The sequence below is a fragment of the Duganella paludis genome (assembly GCF_054461335.1).
The window spans coordinates 2,142,429-2,165,476 of sequence record NZ_CM136922.1; the positions used below are offsets into that span (position 1 = coordinate 2,142,429).

General features: G+C 66.7%; 17 protein-coding genes. 6 read left to right on the forward strand and 11 right to left on the reverse strand.

Features of this window, described 5'->3' with window-relative positions; translation table 11 throughout:
* Positions 1-158: 158 nt before the first annotated feature.
* The 3 genes from ACXZ1M_RS09665 to ACXZ1M_RS09675 all read right to left on the reverse strand — a co-directional run bounded on the left by ACXZ1M_RS09665 (position 159) and on the right by ACXZ1M_RS09675 (position 5,754).
* A complete protein-coding gene (locus ACXZ1M_RS09665; RefSeq protein WP_459052950.1) occupies positions 159-1,511 on the reverse strand; it encodes a cyanophycinase in 1,353 nt (450 codons plus the stop codon).
* A 71-nt stretch (positions 1,512-1,582) separates the two neighbouring features.
* Complete coding sequence (locus ACXZ1M_RS09670; protein WP_459052951.1) at positions 1,583-2,911, reverse strand: cyanophycinase; 1,329 nt, start codon at positions 2,909-2,911, stop codon at positions 1,583-1,585.
* Positions 2,912-3,003: 92 nt separating this feature from the next.
* Positions 3,004-5,754: a TonB-dependent receptor gene (locus tag ACXZ1M_RS09675; protein WP_459053990.1), complete on the reverse strand. Its 2,751-nt coding sequence runs from the start codon at positions 5,752-5,754 to the stop codon at positions 3,004-3,006.
* A 170-nt stretch (positions 5,755-5,924) separates the two neighbouring features.
* On the opposite strand from ACXZ1M_RS09675, the gene ACXZ1M_RS09680 reads away from it, so the two are divergent.
* Positions 5,925-7,064 (forward strand): succinylglutamate desuccinylase/aspartoacylase family protein, encoded by a 1,140-nt coding sequence (locus tag ACXZ1M_RS09680; RefSeq protein WP_459052952.1) that lies wholly within the window; start codon positions 5,925-5,927, stop codon positions 7,062-7,064.
* Complete coding sequence (locus tag ACXZ1M_RS09685; protein WP_459052953.1) at positions 7,061-8,461, forward strand: YfcC family protein; 1,401 nt, start codon at positions 7,061-7,063, stop codon at positions 8,459-8,461. Before ACXZ1M_RS09680 ends, ACXZ1M_RS09685 begins: the two co-directional genes overlap by 4 nt.
* A gap of 36 nt (positions 8,462-8,497) precedes the next feature.
* Here the strand turns inward: ACXZ1M_RS09685 and ACXZ1M_RS09690 are convergent, their stop codons facing one another.
* Both ACXZ1M_RS09690 and ACXZ1M_RS09695 read right to left on the reverse strand, forming a co-directional pair.
* Positions 8,498-8,962, reverse strand: a complete 465-nt coding sequence (locus ACXZ1M_RS09690; protein WP_459052954.1) for a hypothetical protein — start codon at positions 8,960-8,962, stop codon at positions 8,498-8,500.
* A 181-nt stretch (positions 8,963-9,143) separates the two neighbouring features.
* Entirely contained in the window at positions 9,144-9,578 is a 435-nt protein-coding gene (locus ACXZ1M_RS09695) for a GNAT family N-acetyltransferase (RefSeq protein WP_459052955.1), read from the reverse strand.
* 86 nt (positions 9,579-9,664) lie between these two features.
* On the opposite strand from ACXZ1M_RS09695, the gene argH reads away from it, so the two are divergent.
* Both argH and ACXZ1M_RS09705 read left to right on the forward strand, forming a co-directional pair.
* Positions 9,665-11,059: an argininosuccinate lyase gene (gene argH / locus ACXZ1M_RS09700; RefSeq protein ID WP_459052956.1), complete on the forward strand. Its 1,395-nt coding sequence runs from the start codon at positions 9,665-9,667 to the stop codon at positions 11,057-11,059.
* A gap of 114 nt (positions 11,060-11,173) precedes the next feature.
* Positions 11,174-13,513, forward strand: coding sequence for a M4 family metallopeptidase (locus ACXZ1M_RS09705; protein ID WP_459052957.1), 2,340 nt, complete (start codon positions 11,174-11,176; stop codon positions 13,511-13,513).
* Here ACXZ1M_RS09705 and ACXZ1M_RS09710 read toward each other — a convergent pair whose 3' ends face one another.
* The gene (locus tag ACXZ1M_RS09710; protein WP_459052958.1) at positions 13,514-15,115 is read right to left on the reverse strand and encodes a CehA/McbA family metallohydrolase domain-containing protein; all 1,602 of its coding nucleotides are present in this window, start codon (positions 15,113-15,115) and stop codon (positions 13,514-13,516) included.
* 125 nt (positions 15,116-15,240) lie between these two features.
* On the opposite strand from ACXZ1M_RS09710, the gene ACXZ1M_RS09715 reads away from it, so the two are divergent.
* Together ACXZ1M_RS09715 and ACXZ1M_RS09720 are read left to right on the forward strand one after the other, a co-directional pair.
* Positions 15,241-16,464 (forward strand): M24 family metallopeptidase, encoded by a 1,224-nt coding sequence (locus tag ACXZ1M_RS09715; protein WP_459052959.1) that lies wholly within the window; start codon positions 15,241-15,243, stop codon positions 16,462-16,464.
* Between the two features lie 41 nt (positions 16,465-16,505).
* Entirely contained in the window at positions 16,506-16,892 is a 387-nt protein-coding gene (locus ACXZ1M_RS09720) for a VOC family protein (protein WP_459052960.1), read from the forward strand.
* A gap of 15 nt (positions 16,893-16,907) precedes the next feature.
* Here ACXZ1M_RS09720 and paaZ read toward each other — a convergent pair whose 3' ends face one another.
* From paaZ to ACXZ1M_RS09745, 5 genes are read right to left on the reverse strand one after another with little or no spacing between them, the layout of a single operon-like run.
* Positions 16,908-18,953 (reverse strand): phenylacetic acid degradation bifunctional protein PaaZ, encoded by a 2,046-nt coding sequence (gene paaZ, locus ACXZ1M_RS09725; RefSeq protein WP_459052961.1) that lies wholly within the window; start codon positions 18,951-18,953, stop codon positions 16,908-16,910.
* A 41-nt stretch (positions 18,954-18,994) separates the two neighbouring features.
* Positions 18,995-19,606, reverse strand: a complete 612-nt coding sequence (locus ACXZ1M_RS09730; protein WP_459052962.1) for a phenylacetic acid degradation protein PaaY — start codon at positions 19,604-19,606, stop codon at positions 18,995-18,997.
* 8 nt (positions 19,607-19,614) lie between these two features.
* Entirely contained in the window at positions 19,615-20,940 is a 1,326-nt protein-coding gene (paaK, locus tag ACXZ1M_RS09735; RefSeq protein ID WP_459052963.1) for a phenylacetate--CoA ligase PaaK, read from the reverse strand.
* A gap of 13 nt (positions 20,941-20,953) precedes the next feature.
* Positions 20,954-21,400, reverse strand: a complete 447-nt coding sequence (gene paaI, locus ACXZ1M_RS09740) for a hydroxyphenylacetyl-CoA thioesterase PaaI (RefSeq protein WP_459052964.1) — start codon at positions 21,398-21,400, stop codon at positions 20,954-20,956.
* A complete protein-coding gene (locus tag ACXZ1M_RS09745; RefSeq protein ID WP_459052965.1) occupies positions 21,393-23,048 on the reverse strand; it encodes a 3-hydroxyacyl-CoA dehydrogenase in 1,656 nt (551 codons plus the stop codon). Before ACXZ1M_RS09745 ends, paaI begins: the two co-directional genes overlap by 8 nt.

The window sequence follows — 23,048 nt, forward strand, 5'->3', positions numbered from 1 at the left end:
GTAAACCGCCGCGTCGCTCCCGCGCAGGCGGGAGCCCATGCTGAGCGGGTACGCAGGCGGTCTATGGATTCCCGCCTGCGCGGGAATGACGGCGGCGGCGGCGGCGGCGGCGGCGGCGGCGGACGGTGCCAGGCGGCGGTGGGCGGTGGCGGGCCGGCCTAGTGCGTGCCGAGCGACTGGCCGATGTCGAGCGGGCGGATGTCGAGCCGCATGCGCAGGATGGAGGTGCTGTACGGCGCCACCGCCGCGTAGCCGACGCTGTCGCGCGTTTTGCTCAGCGTGAACTGGAAGCCCAGCTCCGGCAGCGGCGAGTTGCGGCCGCTGGTGGCGATGCCGATCGCTTCGCTGCGGCGGTTGTGCATCAGGCTTTCCATCAGCTCCACCAGCGCGTTGCGGCCCAGGATGTCGGACGAGAACACCGGGTCGGCCACCAGGTCGCGGCGCGCGCCCAGCTTGCCCGCGGCCTTGGCCTCGGACGGTGTGAAAATATGCGTATTCAGGTCGTACAGGTCGCCCCGGTCGAGATAGCTGATGACGGCGTTGCTGACGTTGAAGCCGGCGCTGGCGGCGTCGGTGGTGGCGCGCGTGAGGTCGACCAGCAGCGCGCCCTTGCTGCCGACGATTTCGACCCGGCGGCCGGCGTCGATCACCATGGCGGTGTTTTCGTCGATGCCGAGGCCATATTTATAGCCTTTCTTGAGCATGGCCGGGATCATGCGGGCGAAACGGCCGCGCACCAGGAAGTGCTGGTCGACGAACACGTCTTCGCCGATGAAGCCGAGGCCGGGGGCGATTTCCTCGCCCTCGCGCACGCCGCCGCGCAGGGTGGCGAACACGGTTTTCGGCGCGTAGAACATGGTGCTGCTCATGACGGCGGCGCCGGCGCTGTTGCCAGCCACCACGCCGCCCTTGCGGTAGACCTCCCACACGGCGTCCAGCACGGCGCTGCGGCTGCCGTCTGCGCGCACCAGTGCTTGCGTGATGCGGGCCTGGTCGCCGCCGGAGAAGTACACGCCGCCGGCGCCGCGCACGGCGTCGGCCAGCAGCGGGTCGTCGGCGGCCTTGCGGTAGTCGCTGTCGGCCAGCTTGACCGCCAGCGGGATCTGGAAGGCGTCGGCGCCGTAGCGGTTCAAATAGCCGACGATGGCGGCCGCCACCGGGGCGGGATCGGCCGCCGCCGAGGCGAACACGGCGATCCTGGCGCCGGGACCGCCAGCCAGTTGGACGATGCGCTGCCAGACCGCGTCGTTGTCGGGCTTGAGGCCGCCGCCGATGATGACGAGTGCGCCGCGCGCGGCATCGGCCGGCGCCGCAGCGCTTACGCCGGACGCAGTGGCTGCGCCGGCCGTCGTCGTCGCAGTCGCCGCTTTCGTCGCGCTTGCAGCCGCTGCGGGCGTCGCCGGCGCAGCGGCCGTCGGCGCCGGCTTGGCGGCCGTGGGGCCGGCGGCCGCGCCGAGCGGCACGGCCAGCATCAGCGCGGCGTGGAACAGGAATCGGAACAGCATCCGCATAACGGGCTCCAAAGAAAAACGGGACGGCCCGCATGCTGCGGCGCCGTCCCGTTAATATACCTCAAGCCACGCTAGCGGTAGCGGTACAGCGGCTGCTGCAGCTGGATCGGCCGGATGTCCATGCGCAGCTTGAGCACGGAATACGCCTCGACCTCGGTCGAGCTGTAGCCGACGCTGTTGATGGTCTTGCTGAAGCGGAACTCGAAGCCGAGCTCCGGGTTGAAGTCGCGCGGGTTGCCGAAGGCGATGCCGATGGCGTCCTGCTGGGCGTTGTCGATCAGGTTGACCATCAGGTCCAGCACCGCGTTGTTGCCCAAAATATCGTTGGTGTAGACCGGCTCGCGCGTGTCGGGCTGGTTCGGGTCGAGCTTGTTGTCGGCCTTGTCCGGCGACGGCGTGAATTCGCGCGTGACCAGGTTGAACTTGTCGCCCCGGTCCAGGTAGCTGATGGTGGCGTTGGAGATATTGAAGCCCTTGATGCCGCGATCGGTGATCGCCGCCGACAAGTCCAGCAGCAGCGCGCCGCTGTAGCCGATGATCTCGACGTCGCGGCGGGCGTTGACGATCATCGCCGTGTTTTCGTCGATGCCGAGGCCGACCTGGTAACCCTTCTTCAGCATCACCGGGATCATGCGCGCGAAGCGGCCGCGCACCAGCAAGTGCTGGTCGACGAACACGTCCTCGCCGATGAAGCCCAGGCCTGGCGCGATCTCGTGGCCGTCGTTGACGCCCTGTTTCAGCATGTCGAGCGTGGACTTGGCGTCGTAGAACATGGTGGTGCTCATGATGGCGGCGCCGGCCGAGGAGCCGGCCAGCACGCCGCCGTCGCGGTAGACGTCCCACACCGCGTCCAGCGCGGCCGTGTGGCTGCCGTCCGGGCGCACCAGCGCGCGCGTGATGCGGGCCTGGTCGCCGCCGGTGAAGTAAATCCCGGTGGCCGAGTGGATGGCCGCCACCACTTCCGGGTCTTCGGCGGCCTTGCGGTAGTCGCTATTGGGCCAGGTGACGCCGAGCGGGATGGCGAAGGCCTGGGCGCCGTACTGGTTGAGCTTGTTGACCGTGGCCTGGGCCGCGTTTTCCGGGTTGATCGAGGCCGAGCCGAACACGCCGATGCGCGCGCCCTTGCCGCCGGCCAGCTGCACGATGCGCTGCCAGACCTCGGCGTTCTCGGTGCGCAGGCCGCCGCCGATGATGACCAGATTGCCCGCCGGCGGCGCCAGCACCGGTTTCGGTGGCGGCACCGCCTTGGCCGGCTTGATGCTCTTGCCCGGCACCACGACCTTGGGGACAGGCGTCACCGGCGTGGTGGTGGCCGCCTGCGCGGCGCCGGCCGCCAGCAGCAGCCATAGCATGCACCAGCGCATGCCCAGTCGCACCAGCGTCAAACCCGTTACTTTCATGTTCCCCTTCCGATGATGCCTGCCCAATGCCAGATGATACCAAGCAATTGCTTAAAACCGCATTACTTGCGGTGTAAATTACCGCGTTGTAATTACTTGAACGCGTAATTGACACTGGCGTAGAGGCGGCGGCCGCGCACATCGGTGTAAGTCGGGTCGTAACCGGAAATGAAGTGGTAGGCCTGGTTCGAGTACGGCGGCGCCTTGTCGGCCAGGTTTTGCACGCCGGCGCGCACCTTGATCGCCTTGGTCGCCTGCCAGCTGCCGGTCAGGTCCCACAGCGAGTAGGAACTGACGCGGTTGGGCGCGACCACGCTGCCGTCGTCGAGGTTGATGGCCGAGTTCTGGTCCTGGTAGCCGCTCGAATAGGTGTTGGCCAGGGTGGCGGCGAACGGGCCGTAGTCCCAGTCCAGGTTGATCGAATGGCGCCAGCGCTGCACCACGCCGTCGGTGACGAAGCGGCCCAGGTTACTGATATAGGCGCCGCCCTTCTCGTTCTGCAGCTTGGAATCGGTGACGTAGGTGCCCGACAGGCGGCCGCCGAAGTTGCCGAGGAAGGTTTTCACGCCCTTGTAGTCGATCGTCAAGTCCAGGCCCGAAGCCTTCTGGGCGCCGCGGTTTTCCTTGTACAGGTCGATGTACTCGATGTACAGGTCTTCGTCGCGGTGGATCAGGTCGGCGTACTTGGTGGTGTTGGCCAGCAGCACGTCGTCGCCGATTTCGGCGATCAGGTCGGTGCGCTTGATGGTCCAGTAGTCGAGCGACAGCATCACCTGCTTGCTCGGCTGCAGCACCATGCCGACCGAGGCCTGGCGGCTGCGCTCCGGTTTCAGGTTGGGGTTCGAGTAGCGGTGGGTCTCCCACGCCTCGGCGCAGTCGGCGTAGTTGTTGTCGACCGTGGCGCAGTACACCGGGTCGGGCAGGATGGCCATGCCGCGCACCTGCATCGGGCGGTACAGGTCGGTCATCGACGGCGCCCGGAAGCCGCGTCCGGCCGAGGCGCGGAACAGCATGCTCTTGGTCGGCATGTAGCTGAGGCCGATTTTCGGGCTGGCCGCGCCGCCCACCACCTGGTAGTGGTCGTAGCGGGCCGACACCTGCGCTTCGATCTGCTTGGTGAGCGGCAGCAGCAGTTCGCCGAACACCGCCTTGACGTTGCGCGCGTAGCTGGTGGCCTGGCCGCCGTCGGGCGCCGGGTCGTTGTTGATGTTGTCGCTCATCAGCAGGGCCGACGGGTTGTAGTCGGTCTTCTCGCGCCGCACCTCGGCGCCGACGGCCAGCATGGCATCGCCGCCGGCCAGCGTGCCGACCGCGTGCGACAGCTTGCCGTCGAGCGAGTCCATGGTGCCGCGCGCGTGGCGCACTTCCTGGTTGACCTGGATGCTGTTGATCAAGTCCAGGCCGGCCTGGCTGGACGGGCCGAACGGGTTGATCAGGCCGCTCTGGATGCCTTCTTCGAGCTTGTCGCGCAGCAGGTAGCCGTGGGTGTCGCGGTCCTTGACCACGTTGACGCTGTGGTTGAAGCCGACGTCGTAGTCCCAGCCGTTGTGGCTGCCGGTCCAGCCGAGCACGTAGCGCTGGCTTTCGCTGATCAGCTCGGAGGTGCGGCGGCCGGCCTCGCTCAGGCGCAGGCGCAGCTCGACTTCGCCGTCGTCGCCGGCCTCCTCGCCGCCGAGGTCGTAGCCGGCCAGGGCCGGGATGCGGCTGTAGTCGATGTAGACGCCGTTGATGCGCGCCGACGAGGCCGCGTACCAGGTTTTCGAGCGGCTCAGCGCCACTTCGGCGTATAGCTGGTTCTCGCTGTTCAGTTGCAGCACGCCGCGCGACAGCAGGTTGGCCTTTTCCGATTTCGGATACAGCTCGGTGTCGCCCATGTAGTTGTAGGTGCAGGCGTCGACGCCGCCGGTGCCGTTGGGCAGGTAGACGTTGGCCGGGGCCGAGCAGGTCGGGATCGACAGGTTGATGGTGCGGTTGGTCAGCGGCTTGCCGTTGAGGGTGAAGCCGTGGTCGTTCAGGTAGTCGCGCTGGCCGCTGGTGAGGCGGATGTTGGCCGGCGAGGTGATGCCCGACAGCAGGTGCGGCAGACGCTCGGCGATGTGCAGGTCGTTGATGAAGCTGCGCTGGGCCGTGCTCAGGGCGTCGGTGCGCTGGAAGTCGAGCACGGCGAACACATTGTAGCCGTCCTTGGACAGGTCGCCGGTGCCGGCGGTCAGGCTGGCGGTGCGCTTGCCGGCGCCGCCTTCGCGGGTTTTCAGGCCGTAGGCGTTGACTTCGACGCCTTGGAAGTCCTTGCGCGTGATGAAGTTGATCACGCCGCCGATGGCGTCGGTGCCGTACAGCGCCGAGGCGCCGTCGAGCAGCACTTCGACGCGGGCGATGGCGGCCGCCGGGATGTTGTTGAGGTCGACGCCGGTGTCGTCGCCGGGCGAGGCGAAGTTGGCCATGCGGCGGCCGTTCAGCAGCACCAGGGTCGAGGAGGTGCCGATGCCGCGCAGGTTGGCGCTGTTGAAGCCGCGTTGGTCCTTGCCGTCGGTGATCGAGACGCCGTCGGTCAGGCCGCCGACGTTGGCCGACAGCCGGGCCAGGATTTCGCTGGCGGTGGTGACGCCGACCTTGTCGATCTCCTCGCGCGTGATGACCTGCACCGGCAAGGCGGTTTCCGACTCGATGCGCTTGATGGCCGAGCCGGTGATTTCCACGCGCGGCAGCGGCGCGGCCGGCACGGCGGCCACGGCGCTGTCGTTGCTCTGGGCGGCCGCCTGGCCGGACAGGCCGAAGACGCCGGCCGCCAGGCCGGCGCCGAGCGCCAGGCGCACCGCGCGCCGCATGGTGATGTTCCGCATTGCACCCATATTCTCTCCCCGATGTTCGATATGTAAATAATTCATTTCAGCTAACTGTACGCACATGTAGCCTAAAACTCAAGAAAGCACGCCGCCTTTCGCCAGTGGACGATTTACTTTGTGAAAATAGTGCTACATACTCAATGCTTTACGAACACGCAGGGCACGCCATGCAAGCCATCACTCATCCGCTCTCGGGCGCGCACGCCAACGCCGCGTATGCGCTCACCAGTTTCCACTTCGGCACGCCGGGCGCCGGCAAGAAGGTGTATATCCAGGGCTCGCTGCACGCCGACGAGGTGCCGGGCATGCTGGTGGCGCAATTCCTGCGCACCGAGCTGACGGCGCTGGAGGCGGCCGGCAAGATCAAAGGCGAGATCATCCTGGTGCCGGCGGCCAATCCGATCGGCCTGGCGCAGGCCATCCACGGCGCCGCCTTCGGCCGCTTCGACCTGACCACCGGCGTCAACTTCAACCGCGCCTACAAGCACGTGGCGAACGACCTCAAGAAGTCGCTCGAAGGCAAATTGACGCAGGACGCGGCCGCCAACGTGGCGCTGATCCGCGAGCACGCACGCGCTTCGATCGCCGACTGGAAGCCGGCCACCGACGCGGAAACGCTGAAGAAAACCCTGATGACCCTGGCGATCGACGCCGACATCGTGCTCGACCTGCATTGCGACAACGAGGCGGTGCTGCATATTTATGCCGGGACGCCGCTGGCCGAGGCCATCGCGCCGCTGTCGGCCATCCTCGGCTCGCACGCCACCTTGCTGGCGTTCGAGGCCGGCGGCGAACCGTTCGACGAAGCCTGCAGCCGCCTGTGGTGGGATCTCGACAAGCACTTTGAACATCAGTTCCCGATCCCGCCGGCCTGCCTGTCGACCACGGTCGAGCTGCGCGGCGAGATGGAGGTCAGCTACGAGCTGGCGCGCAAGGACGCCGCGGGCCTGCTGCAATTCCTCACGCTGCAAGGCGTGCTGCACGCGGGCGACGCCGCCGCGCAGGCCGCCGCCGCCGTGCTGCCGGCGCCGCTGTGCGCGGCCACGCCGCTCGAAGGCGTGGAGCCGGTGTACGCGCCGCATGCCGGCATTTTGATCTACACGCGCGAACTGGGCGCGCAAGTGGCGGCCGGCGATGCGCTGGCCGACCTGATCGACCCGGTCAGCGGCGAGACCACGGTGCTGCGCGCGGCGGTGGACGGCGTGTTCTTCGCGCGCAGCGCGCACCGCCATGTGATCCGCGGCATGAACGTCGGCAAGGTCGCCGGCGCCAAGGCTTATCGTGAGGGCGACCTGCTGAGCGCATGATGACTAATAAAAAATTCAAACTCCCGCATACCTTTGTTCTGCTGTTTATTATTCTGGCGCTGATTGCCACGGCAACGTGGCTGGTGCCGGGCGGCAAGTACGACACGCATCTGGTCAACGGCAAGCAGCTGATCAACCCGGACAGCTTCCACTACATCGCCAGCGCGCCGCAGGGACTGGTGGCGCTGATGAAGGCGCCGATCAAGGGCTTCGTCGAGGCCGCCCAGATCATCGGCTTCGTGCTGATCGTCGGCGGTGCGTTTGCCGTGCTGCAAAAGACCGAGGCCATCGACTCGATGATCAAGTCGCTGGCCAAGGCGCACGAAAGTTCGGTCTTCATCCAGAAGGCGCTGATTCCGGTGTTCGTCACCATGTTCTCGATCGGCGGCGCCACCTTCGGCATGAACGAGGAGGCCATACCGTTTATTCTGATCTTCGTGCCGCTGGCGCTGGCGCTGGGCTATGACACCGTGACCGGCGTTTCGATTCCCTTCCTTGGCTCGCAGGTGGGCTTTTCGGCGGCGTTTCTGAATCCCTTCAATGTCGGCATCGCCCAGGGCATCGCCGGCGTGCCGGTGTTTTCCGGCTGGGGCTACCGCTTGATCGTGTGGGCCATCGCCACCACGGTGACCGTGCTGTTCCTGATGTGGTACGCGGCGCGCGTGAAGAAGAATCCCGCGCTCAGCCCGACCTATGCGCTGGACCTGGAAAAGCGCAAGGACCTGCCGGCGGGCGGCGTGGCCGACTTCCACGGTATGACCGCGCGCCACAAGCTGGTGCTGTGGATCTTCGCCGGCGCGCTGGTGGTGATGGTGGCCGGGGTGGTGCACTACGACTGGTATATCGATGAAATCGCCGCGCTGTTCCTGACCATGGCCATCGTCATCGGGCTGGTGGGGCGGCTCGATTCGACCCAGATCGTCGAGGGCTTCATGCAGGGCGCGCGCGATCTGGTGGGCACGGCGCTGGTGATCGCGCTGGCGCGCGGCACCCTGGTGCTGGCGCGCGATGCGCACATCATCGATACCATGCTGCATGAGCTGATGCCGCTGGTGCAGTCGGCGCATCCGGTGTTCGCGGCGTGGAAGATGTTCGGCATCCAGACCGTGATCAACTTCTTCATCCATTCGGGCAGCGGCCAGGCCGCGCTGACCATGCCGATCATGGCGCCGCTGGCCGATCTGGTGGGCGTGACGCGCCAGACCGCGATCCTGGCGTTCCAATTCGGCGAGTTCACCACGCCGATGATCCCGACCTCCGGCATCACCGTCGGCGTGCTGGCCTTGGCGCGCATTCCATGGATCACCTGGGCCAAGTGGATGATTCCGCTGCAACTGATCTACGCGGTGCTGGCGCTGGCGCTGCTGGTGCCGCCGTGCCTGATGAACTGGCAGTAGTCCAGGTAGTCCAGGTAGTCGATAGCGCCGCGGCCATCAATCGAGGCGGCGGCGCGCATGCCGCCGCCGTTCCACCGCCGGCCGGCGCGGGTTGGCCATTTCGCCGGTGCGCCAGTCGCTGGCGCGCATCCACAATTCGGTGTAGTGGCGCTTGATCCAGATGTCACGCCAGGCGTTGCGCACGCCGCCGCAAACCTGGTTGGCCCAGCTGCGCGGCGTGACGATTTTTCCTTCGGCGATCAGCAGGTCGCCTTCCACTTGGGCGTAGTGGCAAACACGCGCGTGGGTGATGCGCAGGCGTGTGCCGTGCGGCAAGAATAGCTGTTTCCATTGATAGCCGCGTTCCACCGGACGGCCGGTATTGCGGGCCAGCCATTCCTTGATGGCGATGGTGGCGATATCGCCCGGCGCGCGCAAGTCGCGCTGCTTCCATAGCGCATCGCACAGTTCCGTATATACCCTTGGGTGTACCTCCACGGCGAATGCCTCGTTTGTACTCATTTTGCCTCTTCGAATGCCTCGTTTGTTACATTTAGACCGTCGCCCCAGAGGGAAGTTCTGTGCGTGCGAAAGAAAACGAGGCATTTCGCGAGGCAAAACGAGACAAAACGAGGCATTGACGCGGGAGGAGCACCGCAACCCCTATACGGGATCGCCGGCGCCTCCTCCCTGGTCAACATCATCAATTCGCGTAAATATTCGGGAAGTAGCGTTCCATCAGCGTTGCCGGGCGGGACGGGGCGGTGAAGCCGTAGCGGGCGTACAGTTCGTGGCCGTCGCTGGTGGCCAGCATGAAGCGGCGCAAGCCCTGCAGGTCCGGATGCGCCAGCACCGCCTCCAGCAGCGCCTTGCCGATGCCCTTGCCGCGCTCCTCCTCCACCACGAACACATCGGCCAGATAGGCGAAGGTGGCGCGGTCAGTGGTCACCCTGGCGAACCCGACCTGCCGGCCATTGAGATACGCGCCGAAACACAGAGAATTGGTGATGGCCCGCTCCACCGTGGCGCGCGGAATGCCGATGGCCCAGGTCGAGCGCTCGCTCAGGAAGGTATGGATCAGGGGGACGTCGAGCGCCTCGCGGTCGGTGCTGATGTGCAGCTTGCTCATGTTTTCCATAATCAAAAAGACAAGGTTGACGTATTTTAGTGCAGATCGCGGTTTATAATCGCTGTTGATCCTACGCGCACCCACACTATTTGACTATGACTGCACAATTCTCCAAAAAAGCCGAAGCCTGGTCGGCCCGCTTCAGCGAACCGGTTTCCGACCTCGTCAAACGCTACACCGCCTCGGTGTTCTTCGACAAGCGCCTGGCCAAGGCCGACATCCAGGGCTCGCTGGCGCACGCCGAAATGCTGGCCGCGCAAGGCATCATCAGCGCCGCCGACCGCGCCGAGATCGAGCGCGGCATGGCGCAGATCGGCGCCGAAATCGACGCCGGCAGCTTCGAATGGCTGCTCGACCTGGAAGACGTCCACCTGAACATCGAAAAACGCCTGACCGAGCTGGTCGGCGACGCCGGCAAGCGCCTGCACACGGGCCGCTCGCGCAACGACCAGGTGGCCACCGACATCCGCCTGTACGTGCGTTCGGCCATCGACGACGTGCTGGCCCTGCTGCACGCGCTGCGCAGCGCCCTGACCGACCTGGCCGAAAAGAACGCCGACACCATCCTGCCCGGCTTCACCCACATGCAGGTGGCGCAGCCGATCACCTTCGGCCACCACATGCTGGCCTATGTCGAAATGTTCGGCCGCGACGCCGAGCGCATGGCCGACGCCCGCAAGCGCGTCAACCGCCTGCCGTTGGGCGCGGCCGCGCTGGCCGGCACCACCTTCCCGATCGACCGCCTGCGCGTGGCCCAGACGCTGGGCTTCGACGACGTCTGCCACAACTCGCTCGACGCCGTCTCCGACCGTGACTTCGCCATCGAATTCACGGCCGCCGCCTCGCTGATCATGATGCACGTGTCGCGCATGTCGGAAGAGCTGATCATCTGGATGAGCCCGCGCGTCGGCTTCATCGACATCGCCGACCGCTTCTGCACCGGTTCCTCGATCATGCCGCAAAAGAAAAACCCGGACGTGCCGGAACTGGCGCGCGGCAAGACCGGCCGCGTGTTCGGCCACCTGATGGGCCTGCTGACCCTGATGAAGGGCCAGCCGCTGGCCTACAACAAGGACAACCAGGAAGACAAGGAACCGCTGTTCGACACGGTCGACACCCTGGTCGACACCTTGCGCATCTTCGCCGACATGGCCGGCGGCATCTCGGTCAAGCCGGACAATATGCGCGCGGCCGCGCTGCAGGGCTACGCCACCGCCACCGACCTGGCCGACTACCTGGTCAAGAAGGGCCTGCCGTTCCGCGACGCCCACGAAGCGGTGGCCCACGCCGTGCGCGCCTGCGACGACCTCAAGATCGACCTGGCCGAAATGACGCTGGAGCAACTGCGCGCCTACTCCGACCTGATCGGCGACGACGTGTTTGCCGTGCTGACCCTGGAAGGCTCGGTGGCCGCGCGCGACCACGTCGGCGGCACCGCCCCCAACCAGGTGCGCCAGGCCATCGCCCGCGTGCGCGAACAACTGAAGTAAGTCCCTCCCGGCGCCGCCATCCGCGCGGCGCCGATCTGCCCGCTGTTTGATCTGGCACAGTACGCCGCAGCGCCGGCGCTTTAGCGTGAAGTCATCTACCCAACGGAGGATGACATGAACCCACGCACCCTACTCCTGGCCACCGGCCTCGTCCTGGCGCCCCTGCTGGCCACCGCCGCGCCGCTGATGGCGGCCCCGGTCGTCGCCGCCACCCCGCAGCAACAAGCCAGCCTGATCGCGCGCCTGCAGGCGCTCGACGCCGGCCTCGGCCCGGCCCGCGCCGGCCTGGTGGCCGACTACAGCTACCGCATCAGCAGCGAACACCCGGGCGTGGTCGGCCAGAAGATCACCCGCGCCCAGCACACCTACAAGGGCCTGCGCGTGTTCGGCTCGGAATCGGTGGTGGTCACCGACGCCGGCGGCGCCATCCTCAGCGTCTCGGCCACCGACCGCCGCCCCGGCGGCACGCTGCCGCGCAGCAGCACCGGCGGCGTGGCCGCACCGGCCATCCCTACCATCCCCGCCGCCGCGCCGCTGCCCACGCCGGCCGAGCTCACGCCCGCGCTCAGCAGCGACGCCGCCATCGCCGCCGCCGTGCAGGCCGTCATCGGCGCGCCGCCCGGCGCGGTCGCGCCGTCCGCCGTGCACCGCTGGCCGCCGCGCGCCGAGCTGCTGCTCTACCCGCTGATGCGCAGCGCGCGCACCGCCGCCGCCGCCAACAAGCCCGAGTCGCAACTCAACGCGCTCGACGTCGAGGAAGTGGTCGAGCGCTACGCCCTGGCCTACCTGGTGCAGCTGCGCATGGCCCAGGACGGCAAGCTGGTCTACTACGATCTGATCGTCGACGCCCGCAGCGGCGCCATCCTCGCCAAATGGCCGGCGCTGCAGACCGTCACCGGCATCGGCAACAGCCAGTACAACGGCCAGGTGCCGATCAGCACCTCGGCCGCCGCCGGCGGCTTCCAGATGCTCGACCCGGCGCGCGGCACCGGCGGGCGCTTCGGCGCCATGGCCGTCACCAACGCCAACCACAGCTCGCCCAACAACCCCGACCCCGGTGCCGTCTACAGCAACGCCAGCAACACCTGGGGCGACGGCCAGCAATACAACGGCGGCAGCACCAGCAACGCCAACGGCCAGACCGCCGCCGTCAACGCCCTGTGGGGCCTGATGAACACCTACGACGCCAACAAGAACGTGCTGGGCTGGCACGCGCTCGACGGCAACAACACCGCCACCTACATCGCCGCCCACGTCGGCACCGCCTACGACAACGCCTTCTACGACGACAGCTGCCATTGCATGTACATCGGCGACGGCGACAGCTTCCTCAGCCTGGGCGCGATCGACGTCATCGGCCACGAAATGTCGCACGGCGTCACCGCCGCCACGGCCGACCTGATCTACGCCGGCGAATCGGGCGGCCTCAACGAATCGAACTCCGACATCGGCGGCGACATGGTGGAAGCCTACGCCCGCGCCGGCGGCACCGGCACCAGCATCCCGGCGGCCGGCAACGACTGGATGACCGGGCGCGAGATCAGCCGCAGCGGCCAGCCGCTGCGCTGGATGTACAAGCCGAGCAAGGACGGCCGCAGCCCGGACGCCTGGAGCAGCAACCTGAAAAACCTCGACGTCCACTATTCGAGCGGCCCCAACAACCGCATGTTCTACTTCCTGGCCCAGGGTTCCAGCGCCGACGCGTCCAGCGACTACCACAGCCCCTACCTGGTGCGCACGCCGGCGGCCATGAGCGGCATCGGCAGCGACAAGGCCTACCGCATCTGGTTCAAGGCGCTGACCACCAAGTTCACCTCGTCGACCAACTACGCCGACGCCCGCAACAAGGTGCTGCAGGCGGCGCAGGAACTGTACGGCGCCGCCTCCAAGGAAGCCATCGCCGTGCAACGCGCCTACGCCGCCATCAACGTCGGCGCCGACATCGACGAGGGTGACGGCGGCGGCGGCGGCGGTGGCGGCGGTGGCCAGGCCGTCGAACGCGTGACCAACGGCGGCTTCGAAAGCGGCGCCACCGGCTGGAGCGGCAGCACCGCCGTCATCGGCGCGCATCCCGACCAGGCGCCCTACGAGGGCACGCGCTACGCCTGGCTGGGCGGCAACGGCCGGCGCGCCACCGAAACGCTGACGCAGCGGGTCGCCATCCCCGCCGCCGCCGCCAGCGCGCAACTGAGCTTCGCGCTGCACATCGACACCGACGAAACCAGCAACACCGTCTACGACAGCATGACGGTCACGCTGCGCAACAGCGGCGGCGCCACCCTGTCGACGCTGGCCACCTACACCAACCTGACGCCGGCCGACGGCTACCAGATCCGCAATTTCGACCTGCTGCCCTTCAAAGGCCAGACCGTCACACTGGCCTTCGTCATGCGCGAAGACCGCTCCAAGCAGACCTCCTTCGTGCTCGACAAAGTCAGCCTGCTGACCAAGTGATCAACGCAGCGAAACGAACACCGGGTTCGAATAGAACCACAGGCTGCGGTAGTTACGGTCGTTGATGTCGTTGAAGCGCTGGGTGTTGTCGGTGGTGCCGGTGCGCTGGTCGGCCAGCGGCTCGCCGCCCTGCGTCAAGCCGGCGACATCGAGACCCAGATTGGTGCCGCGCAGGCGGAAGTACTGGTTCTTGCTGGCGGTGGTTTCGTAAGTCACGCTGTAGTAACCGTCCGCATCCACCTTCCAGTCGGCGCTGGTGAAGCGCTTCACCACCCTGGTGCTGGCATTGGTGGCGACGCTGTAGGCCGCGCTACCCGGCGTGGCCTTGGCGCCGACATCGCCGACGATCAGATCGACGTGATCGACCACCGGCTTGACGTTGGCGCTGGTGCCGCTGTCGACCGGCTTCTCGTAATTGTTCCTGGCCGGCGTCTTGAAACGGATGGTGATGCTGACCTTGTCCCCGGCCACCACTTTCAGCTCGCCGCCCATCTCCTTGCGGTCATCCTTGCTGGCCAGGTTGAAATCGAGCGCGTTAATCAAATCGCCGTAGGCCGAGAACATCTTCCCCGAACGCAGCCCTGCCAGCAAATCCTTGGCGGCCGGCGCGCCGGTGGCGCTGTTGAACACATAGTTCTTCGCATACTCGCCGGGGAAATAACCGCTGCTGTTGCCGCCGACGATCTTGAAGTGGGTATCGGAGTCGGTCAGGTTCCAGATGCGGCGGCCTTCGCCCAGCAGCGCATCCCACGGGCCGCCCACCTTCGCCACCACATAATCGACGCCGCCGTACACGCGCAGCAGCGCATTCTCATCGGTGTAAGCGGCGGTGTAGCCGCCACGATCCGGCTCCATCTGATTGCCGACCATGCCCTCGATGGCAAACATGATATTCGGCGCGGCGTCGTTGAAGGCGCGCAAGTCGGCGATGCTGTAGCTGCCCTTGTTGCGCGACGGATGATTGATCACCGCGTAGCTGGTGTCCGGATAATTCTGCTTGAGCCAATTGATCGCCTGCAGCGCATCGTCGGCGCTCTTGTTGTAGCGGGTCTCGCCGTACTTGGCCTTCCATGCCGTCACGTCGGCGGCGTCGAACATGGCGGCGTCGCGCGTGGTGAACAGGTACTCGAATTCCTTCATACCCTTGGTGCTGGCATTGGCGCCGTCGAACATGCCGACGCCGATATGGTCGTGGGTCGGCATGTCCCATTCAAAGCCGGAGAAGATCAACTTGTCGGCATACGTGCCGGCGGCCTGCAGCGCCTTCACGCGCGGGATCTCGTAGCGCTCGACGCCGAGTGACATGGGAATCGACGTCGCCAGCGCGACGCCCTTCTCATCGCGGGTGGAAACGCGCAGGTGATTGGACACCGCCATCCAGTCCAGGCCATAGGTGGTGAAGGCCTTGGCGAGAATTTTTTCCAGCGTCTGGCTGACATCGGCGTCGGCCGATTGCGTGGTGTGCGTGTGCAGATCGCCAGCGATCCAGCGGCCGGCCGGCAGCGGCGGCACGCTGCTCACCGGCGCGTTGTCGCCGCCGCAGGCGGCGACGGTCAGAATGATGGCGATAGCGACAGGGAGCAGCAGTTTTTTGGGCGACATGTGAACGATCCTGAAGTGTGAAACAGAAGAGCGGGCAACATAACATTGGTGTGTTACGGCCGCATGACCTGCTATCATCGAAGGCTCAAGCGGGCGATCCTCGCAACCAACATCAGGATATAAAAATGACTATAGGCGGAAAGACCATGGACGAGGCATTGGCCTCCTTATCGGACATGACGGCGGGCGCGGTCCCGATCGGCAAAGACGAACATCTGCAGCGCATCGCCCGCGCACAAGCCTATATGCAGGCACAAGGCATCGCCGCCATCTACATCAACGCCGGCGCCAACCTCACCTACTTCACCGGCACCAAATGGTACGCCAGCGAGCGCATGGTCGGCGCCATCGTGCCGGCGCACGGCGCGGTCGAATACATCGCCCCGGCCTTCGAAGAAAGCACGCTGAAGGACTTCATGCTGGTCGAAGGCGAAGTCAATTGCTGGCACGAGCACGAAAGTCCTTACGCGCTATTCATCGCTGTGCTGAAACGCATGGGCATCGCGCCGAATCCCGCACAGCCGCCGCGCGTGGGCATCTGCGAAAGCGCCGCCTTCTTCATCTACGACGGCATCCGCCCGCTGGCCGACGGCTATGCGCTGGAAAACGCGCGCAGCGTCACCGCCCACTGCCGCACCCGCAAATCGGCCGCCGAAATCGCGCTGATGCAGCGCGCCATGGACATGACGCTGGCCGTGCACGTCGCCGCCGCCAGCATCCTGCGGGAAGGCATCACCACCAAGGAAGTGGAAGAATTCATCGACCGCGCGCACCGCAAGGTCGGCGCCGCCGGCTCCTACTTCGTGATCGTGCTGTTCGGCGAAGCCACCGCCTACCCGCACGGCGTCAGCTACGTGCAAACGCTGAAAGCCGGCGACACAGTACTGATCGACACCGGCTGCAAGCTGCACAACTACATTTCCGACATCACCCGCACCTACGTCTACGGACCGATCCGCGAGCGCCAGCGCTCGGTCTGGAACAGCGAAAAGAAAGCGCAGGCGGCCGCCTTCGCCGCCGCCCAGCTGGGCGTGCCGTGCGAGGAAGTCGACCAGGCCGCGCGCCGTTCGCTGGAGGCCGACGGCTTCGGCCCCGGCTACAAGCTGCCAGGCCTGCCGCACCGCACCGGCCACGGCATCGGCCTCGACATCCACGAATGGCCCTACCTGGTCGGCGGCGACAAAACCCCGCTCGACGTCGGCATGTGCTTCTCGAACGAACCGATGATCTGCATCCCCGGCGAATTCGGCGTGCGCCACGAAGACCACTTCTACATGACCGCCAGCGGCCCGAAATGGTTCACCGAACCGGCCCACAGCATCGACGACCCATTTGGACTTCAACGCTAACTTGATACGCAATTTGAAACGCTAACCATCTGGAGGCACACATGAAGCGCGTTACCGGCATAGGCGGCATCTTCTTTTACGCGAAAGATCCCAAGGCCTTGGGCGAATGGTATAAGCGCCACCTCGGCATCGACGTGCAACCGTGGGGCGGCGCGGCATTCGACTGGACCGGCGACGACGGCAAGCCGACCGGCGGCACCACGGCCTGGTGCATCTCGGCCACCGACAGCAACGCGCTGGCGCCCGGCGCCGCGCCGTTCGTGGTGAACTACCGCGTGGCCGACCTCGACGCGCTGCTGCAAGCGCTGCGCGCCGAGGGCTGCAACGTGCTCGATAAAACCGACGACTCCGAGTTCGGCAAATTCGGCTGGGTCATCGACCCGGAAGGCAACAAGGCCGAGCTGTGGCAACCGCCGCCCGGCCAGTAAGGACTGCAGCGCGCATCAGGCGCGCTTCATCACCAAAGTCAAAATGTCGTAGCTCGCCACCAGCTCATCGCGCTGGTTGGTGACCTGCACGTCCCACGCCACCACGCCCTGCCCCACGCCCTTGTCGTCGGTGCGATTACGATCCACCTTGCGCTTGCAGGTCAGGCGCGCGCGGATGGTGTCGCCGATCGCCACCGGCGCCACGAAGCGCAGGTTGTCCAGGCCATAGTTGGCCAGCACCGGCCCCGGCGCCGGCGACACGAACAACCCCGCCGCCGCCGACAGCACGAAATAGCCGTGCGCGATGCGCTGGCCGAACTGCGTGTCCCTGGCCGCCACCTCGTCGAAGTGCATGTAGAAATAATCGCCCGAGACGCCGCCGAAGTTGACGATGTCCGCCTCGCTCACCGTGCGCCGGTGCGTCAGCAGCGAATCGCCGATGGCCAGATCCTCGAAGTGCTTGCGGAACGGATGCAGGTCGTGCTCGCGCACCGCCGCACCGCGCACATACTCGCCCGTCACCGCCGCCAGCATGGTCGGCGAGCCCTGCACCGCCGCGCGCTGCAGGAAGTGGCGCACCGCGCGGATCCCGCCCAGCTCCTCGCCGCCGCCGGCGCGTCCCGGCCCGCCGTGCTTGAGCTGCGGCAGCGGCGAACCGTGGCCGGTGGAATCCACCGACGCCTCGCGCTCCAGCACCAGCACGCGGCCGTGCGAAGCCGCCGCCATCGGCACCGCGTAGGCGGCGATCGCCGGATCTTTGGTCACCAGGGTCGACACCAGCGAACCCTTGCCGCGCGCAGCCAGCGCCAGCGCTTCGTCGATGCCGTGGTAGCTGATGATGGTGCTGACCGGCCCGAAGGCCTCGACGTCGTGCACCGCATCGTTACCCATGCCGTCGCGGCACAGCAGCAGGGTCGGCGCAAAGAACGCGCCGTCGGCCACGCCCTCGCCCAGCGGTTTGAAACCATCGCGCGCGCTGAACAGCACCTCGTTGCCGCGCGCGAGCAGCTCGACCCGCTCGGCCACGTCGCGCTGCTGGTCGCGCGAGGCCAGCGCCCCCATGCGCACGCCCTCGACCGACGGATCGCCGACGCTAACTTTCGCCAGCCGCTCGCGCAAGCGCGTGCCGACCGCGTCGACCATCTGTTCAGGCACGATGATGCGGCGGATCGCGGTGCACTTCTGGCCGGCCTTGCCGGTCATCTCGCGCGCCACCTCCTTGACGAACAGGTCGAACTCCACATCGTCCAGCATCACGTCCGGCGCCAGGATGGCGCAATTGAGCGAATCCGCCTCCGCCGTGAACGGCACCGAATTGGCGATCAGGTTGCGGTTGACGCGCAGCTTGGCCGCCGTGTCGGCCGAGCCGGTGAAGGTGACCACGTCGGCGCCGCCCAGCCGGTCCAGCAGATCGCCGGTGCCGCCAATCACCAGCTGCAGTGCGCCTTCCGGCAGCAGGCCGGATTCATGCATCATGCGCACCACCGCCTCGGTCAGGTAGCTGGTGGCGCTGGCCGGCTTGCCGATGCACGGCATGGCCGCCAGGAAGCTCGGCGCGAACTTCTCCAGCAGGCCCCAGATCGGAAAGTTGAAAGCATTGATGTGCACCGCCAGCCCGCCGCGCGGCACCAGGATGTGGGTGCCGGCGAAGCCGCCGTTCTTCCCCAGCGCCATGGCCGGGCCTTCGTGCAGCACGTTCGACGACGGCAGCTCGCGGCTGCCCATGCTGGCGTAGGCGAACAGCGTGCCGGTGCCGCCCTCGATATCGACCCAGCTGTCGGCGCGGGTGGCGCCGGTCAGGTGCGAGATCGCGTACAGCTCTTCCTTGCGCTCCAGCAGATACAGGGCCAGCGCCTTGAGGCGCTGCGCGCGCTGCTGGAAGTTCATCTTCATCAGCGCCGGCACGCCGGTCTTGCGGGCATAGGTCACCGCTTCATCGAAGTCGATGCGGTCGGCATGGGTGTGGTAGATGACGGCGTTGGTGAGGGCGCTGTGCAGCGGCGCGGCCGCTTCGCTGCCGATCCAGCGGCCGCCGATGAAGCTTTGCAAAATAGATGTCATGTTCTGTCTCCGTTAATTGTAGGCCGCGCGGCGGGCGCAACTCAGGCGCCGGCGTTCTTGTGCAGGTGCAGCGGCAACGCGCTATCCCACTCGATGCGCTTGCGGTCCGGCTCCGGCGCGGTCAGCGCCACCGTCTCGCGCATGGTCAGCATTGAGCGCACCGCCAGTTCCTGGTACTGCGCGGTGCCGCTGGTTTTCCATTGGATCTCGTCGTCGCTTAACTCCCGCAGCACCTTGGCCGGCGAGCCCACCGCCAAGCTGCGCGGCGGGATCTGCATGCCCGCGCGCACAAAGCTCATGGCGGCGACGATGCTGTCCGCGCCCACCACCGCGTTATCCATGATCACGCTGTTCATGCCCACCAGCGCATTGCGGCCGATGCGGCAGCCGTGCAGCACGGCGCCATGGCCGATATGGCCGTCGCGCTCGACCACCGTATCGCAGCCGGGGAAGCCGTGCATGACGCAAGTGTCCTGCAGGTTGGCGCCCTCCTCCAGCACCAGCCGGCCAAAGTCGCCGCGCAGCGCCGCCAGCGGGCCGACGTAGCAGCGCGGGCCGACGATCACGTCGCCGATCAGCACCGCGCTGGGATGCACGTAGGCGGTCGGATCGACCACCGGCGTGACGCCATTGATTTCATACACCTTGACCATGAATGCTCCTATGCTTTCGGCCGGCGGTCGACCACGCGGCGCGCCTTGCCTGTCAGCGTGCGCTCGATGCCGTCCGGCGGCAGCAGGGTGACCTTGGTGCTCACGCCGACGTTGGTCTTGATGCGCTGCTCAAGCTCGCGCGCCAGCGCCTGCACTTCGCCATCGCTGGCATGCGTGGCGGCCACTTCCGGCCGCAGTTCGGCCAGCACCGCCAGTTGGTCGAGATGACCATCGCGCGTAATCACCAACTGATATTGCGGCGCCAGCTTCGGCATCTTGCAGATCAGTTCTTCGATCTGGGTGGGGAACACGTTGACGCCACGGATAATCAGCATATCGTCCGAGCGGCCGGTGATCTTGCCGATGCGGCGCATGGCGCGCGAAGTCGGCGGCAGCAGGCGCGTGAGGTCGCGCGTGCGGTAGCGGATGATCGGCAGCGCCTCCTTGCTCAGCGAAGTGAATACCAGCTCGCCCTCCTCGCCGTCCGGCAGCACCTCGCCGGTATCGGGATCGATGATCTCCGGATAAAAATGGTCTTCCCAGATCACCGGGCCGTCCTTGCTCTCGATGCACTCGCTGGCGACGCCCGGCCCCATCACCTCGGACAGGCCGTAGATATCGACCGCATCGATGCCGGCGCGCTGCTCGATCTCGGCGCGCATCGCCTCGGTCCACGGCTCGGCGCCGAAGATTCCCAGCTTGAGCGAACTGGCCGCCGGGTCCAGGCCCTGGCGCTGGAATTCCTCGATCAGGTTGAGCATATACGACGGCGTCACCATGATAATGGACGGCTTGAAGTCACGGATCAGCTGCACCTGCTTCTCGGTCTGGCCGCCCGACATGGGGATCACCGTGCAGCCGAGCCGCTCGGCGCCATAGTGCGCGCCCAGGCCGCCGGTGAACAGGCCGTAGCCGTAGGAGATGTGGACCATGTCGCCGCGCCGGCCACCGGCCGCGCGAATCGAGCGCGCCACCACGTTGGCCCAGGTATTGATGTCGCCCTGCGTGTAGCCGACCACGGTAGGCTTGCCGGTGGTGCCGCTGGACGCGTGCACGCGCACCACGCGATCTTGCGGCACGGCGAATAGGCCGAAGGGATAATTCTCGCGCAGGTCCTGCTTGGTGGTGAACGGAAAGCGGGCAAGATCGGCCAGCGTCTTCAGGTCGTCCGGATGCACGCCGGCCTGCTCGAAGGCGGCCCTGTAGTGCGGCACGTTGTCGTACGCGTGCCGCAGCGACCATTGCATGCGCTGCAGCTGCAAGGCTTGCAGCTCGTCGCGGCTGGCGCGCTCGATCGGCTCCAGGTCGGACGGCGCGGGAGTGCATTGGACCATCGTTGTCTCCTTCTTAGACTGGAATGACTTCGCCGCTGACGCGATGCGATTTGCCGCGGAACAGGGCGATGGTGCGGCCGTCCTGCGCCGTCACCTTGACGTCGTAGACGCCGGTTTTCCCCGCCAGCGACTGCTCGACGGCGGCGGCGCTCAGCACATCGCCTTCACGGGCGGGCGCCACGTAATCGATGGTGCAGCCGGCGCCCACGGTGGTCAGGTTGTAGCTGTTGCAGGCGAAGGCGAAAGCGCTGTCGGCCAGCGTGAAGATAAAGCCGCCGTGGCAGGTCTGGTGGCCGTTCAGCATGTCGGCGCGGACCGGCATCGACATGCGGGCGTAGCCGGGGCCGATGGCGTCGATGGTCATGCCCAGCGCTTGCGACGCCGGATCGCGCGCGAACATCGACGCGGCGACCGCCTCGGCCAGAGCTTGCGCGTCCGCGCCGGTGGCAGACTTATTCATGGAAACGCCCTCCACTAGCCTGCTTGCGGCGCAGCAGCGGCGACACGCGATAGCGGTCCTCGCCATAGCTCGCCGCCAGATTGGCCAGCACTCGAACGATATGCTCGATGCCGACGGCGTCGGCCCACGCCAGCGGGCCGCGTGGATAGTTGACGCCCTTCTGCATAGCGATATCGGCCGCCACTGCGCTGCACACACCCTGGTTGACGGCGTCCGCTGCCTCGTTGGCCAGCATGGCGACGGTGCGCATCACGGCCATGCCAGGCACGTCGTCCAGGCGCGTGACGACAAAGCCGGCCGCCTGCAGCAAGCCCACCACCGCCAGATACGCGGCCGGCGCGCACTGGTCGGAGCGCGCCACGGCGATGCGTTTAGCGCTGCCGTAATCCAGCGCCAGATCGACCAGCACCGTATCCGGATGGTTGTTGTCGTGCGCGCGCTGCGTAGCGCTGCGGCCATCGGTCAGGTAGACGGCCGCGCCGTTGCAGTGGAAGGCCGGGCCTTCCTCATGTGCCCCATTGTGGCCACTATTACGAATGGCCTCCGACGTCTTGCGATGCACGATCTCGATGCCGGCCGCGCGCAGACGTGCCGCCAGCGCATCCATCACCACGCCGCCGGCTACACGCAACGCCGCACCCTGCTCGCTGGTAAAGCTCACATACTCCGGCTTCGCCTGCGCCGCCTCGGCCTGCGCCGGAGGAACAGCGGCCTCGCCGCCATACTGGAAGAAGCCGCGTCCCGTCTTGCGGCCAAGGAAACCGGCATTCACCATCTCCTGCTGCCGCACGGACGGCGTAAAGCGCGGATCCTGGAAGTAGGCATTGAAAACCGACTGCGTCACCGAAAAATTGACATCATGCCCGATCAGATCCATCAACTCGAAAGGCCCCATGCGGAAGCCGCCGGCCTCGCGCATCACCGCGTCGATGGTGGCCGCATCGGCCGCCTGCTCATTCAACAAGCGCCAGCCCTCGGCATAAAACGGCCGCGCCACGCGATTGACGATAAAGCCTGGCGTCGAACTGGCGTGCACCGGATTCTTGCCCCAGGCGGCGGCGGTGTCGAACACGATCTGCGCCACCGCAGCGTCGGTAGCCAGCCCGCTCACCACCTCGCACAGCGCCATCAGGGGCACAGGATTAAAGAAATGCATACCTGCCACGCGTCCCGGCAGGCGCAGGCCCGCAGCAATCGCCGTCACGGAGATGGACGAGGTGTTGGTCGCCAGGATGCAATCGTCGGCCACCACCGCTTCCAGCTGCGCGAACAGCGCACGCTTGGCGTCGAGGTTCTCGACGATGGCCTCCACCACCAGCCCGACCCCGCCCCCGGCCGCCCGGCCGGCAGCGGAAGCGGCAGCGCCCACGTCGGCGTCGGCGTCGGCGTCGGCAGCAAGGTCGTCCAGCTCGGCGACGGCATGCAGGCGCGCGACTGCGGCCGCGCGGTCGGCGGCGCTGAGGCGCTCCTTGGCGACCAGCTTTTCCAGCGCGGCGTCGATGCCGGCAATCGCCTTGGCCACGGCCTCGGCCCGCGTGTCATACAGGCGAACCGTATAACCGGCCAGCGCCGCCACCTGCGCGATGCCCGCGCCCATGGCGCCGCTGCCGATGACGGCAACGACGCGATCAATATTCAGGGCCGCCAT

Excerpts from the sequence above, each read along its gene's own strand:
- ACXZ1M_RS09665 (WP_459052950.1), bottom strand. The coding sequence starts at position 1,511 with ATGCGGATGCTGTTCCGATTCCTGTTCCACGCCGCGCTGATGCTGGCC.
- ACXZ1M_RS09670 (WP_459052951.1), bottom strand. The coding sequence starts at position 2,911 with ATGAAAGTAACGGGTTTGACGCTGGTGCGACTGGGCATGCGCTGGTGC.
- ACXZ1M_RS09675 (WP_459053990.1), bottom strand. The coding sequence starts at position 5,754 with ATGCGGAACATCACCATGCGGCGCGCGGTGCGCCTGGCGCTCGGCGCC.
- ACXZ1M_RS09680 (WP_459052952.1), top strand. The coding sequence starts at position 5,925 with ATGCAAGCCATCACTCATCCGCTCTCGGGCGCGCACGCCAACGCCGCG.
- ACXZ1M_RS09685 (WP_459052953.1), top strand. The coding sequence starts at position 7,061 with ATGATGACTAATAAAAAATTCAAACTCCCGCATACCTTTGTTCTGCTG.
- ACXZ1M_RS09690 (WP_459052954.1), bottom strand. The coding sequence starts at position 8,962 with ATGAGTACAAACGAGGCATTCGCCGTGGAGGTACACCCAAGGGTATAT.
- ACXZ1M_RS09695 (WP_459052955.1), bottom strand. The coding sequence starts at position 9,578 with ATGGAAAACATGAGCAAGCTGCACATCAGCACCGACCGCGAGGCGCTC.
- argH (WP_459052956.1), top strand. The coding sequence starts at position 9,665 with ATGACTGCACAATTCTCCAAAAAAGCCGAAGCCTGGTCGGCCCGCTTC.
- ACXZ1M_RS09705 (WP_459052957.1), top strand. The coding sequence starts at position 11,174 with ATGAACCCACGCACCCTACTCCTGGCCACCGGCCTCGTCCTGGCGCCC.
- ACXZ1M_RS09710 (WP_459052958.1), bottom strand. The coding sequence starts at position 15,115 with ATGTCGCCCAAAAAACTGCTGCTCCCTGTCGCTATCGCCATCATTCTG.
- ACXZ1M_RS09715 (WP_459052959.1), top strand. The coding sequence starts at position 15,241 with ATGACTATAGGCGGAAAGACCATGGACGAGGCATTGGCCTCCTTATCG.
- ACXZ1M_RS09720 (WP_459052960.1), top strand. The coding sequence starts at position 16,506 with ATGAAGCGCGTTACCGGCATAGGCGGCATCTTCTTTTACGCGAAAGAT.
- paaZ (WP_459052961.1), bottom strand. The coding sequence starts at position 18,953 with ATGACATCTATTTTGCAAAGCTTCATCGGCGGCCGCTGGATCGGCAGC.
- ACXZ1M_RS09730 (WP_459052962.1), bottom strand. The coding sequence starts at position 19,606 with ATGGTCAAGGTGTATGAAATCAATGGCGTCACGCCGGTGGTCGATCCG.
- paaK (WP_459052963.1), bottom strand. The coding sequence starts at position 20,940 with ATGGTCCAATGCACTCCCGCGCCGTCCGACCTGGAGCCGATCGAGCGC.
- paaI (WP_459052964.1), bottom strand. The coding sequence starts at position 21,400 with ATGAATAAGTCTGCCACCGGCGCGGACGCGCAAGCTCTGGCCGAGGCG.
- ACXZ1M_RS09745 (WP_459052965.1), bottom strand. The coding sequence starts at position 23,048 with ATGGCGGCCCTGAATATTGATCGCGTCGTTGCCGTCATCGGCAGCGGC.